The sequence below is a fragment of the Yersinia sp. 1252 StPb PI genome, assembly GCF_048593885.1.
GTDB classification, from domain to species: domain Bacteria; phylum Pseudomonadota; class Gammaproteobacteria; order Enterobacterales; family Enterobacteriaceae; genus Yersinia; species Yersinia enterocolitica_E.
In genome coordinates this window covers 1-515 of record NZ_JAZGQE010000473.1, presented here as the reverse complement: position 1 = coordinate 515, position 515 = coordinate 1, and the positions used below count along the sequence as shown (strand labels likewise).

Sequence of the window (515 nt, the reverse complement as noted above, 5' to 3'; positions counted from 1 at the left end):
TTTTTTAAAGACGTCCCTTTATTAAAAATTGAAGAGTGTGCAGTTAGCTGGTTCAAAAAAACATTTTCAACTACTGATATATTCATAACTTACACATTAAAAAGTATTCTAGCGCATAGAGTTTTAGGTCATAATATAGTGTTAGTGTCTGGCTCAATGGCTCCGTTATTAAAACCTATCGCTAGGTTATTAGGTGTTACAGATATTCTCTGCACAGAATTAGTCATTGACAATTCAGGCGTAGTAACTGGGGAAATTTTAGGAACGCAAACAATTGGTGATGGTAAAGCTTTTGTTATTAGGCAATATGCCGAAAAAAATAACATTAAGCTATCGACGTGTTTTGCCTATGGGGATGATGTTTCTGATATACCTATGCTTTCCTGTGTTGGCCATCCAGTATGTATTGGTGAGGGAACGAAACTCAGTAATTATGCAGCAGATAATAAATGGCTTACTGTGAGTATTTAATTAACATTACCAGAATGCACATTGTGATAAATGCAATGTTATAT

At 34.4% G+C, this 515-nt stretch carries 1 protein-coding gene; it reads left to right on the top strand.

Features of this window, described 5'->3' with window-relative positions; genetic code table 11:
• On the top strand, positions 1–471 hold a 471-nt coding region (locus tag V2A85_RS24380; protein WP_420072646.1), incomplete at its 5' end, for an HAD family hydrolase.
• Positions 472–515 lie beyond the last annotated feature (44 nt).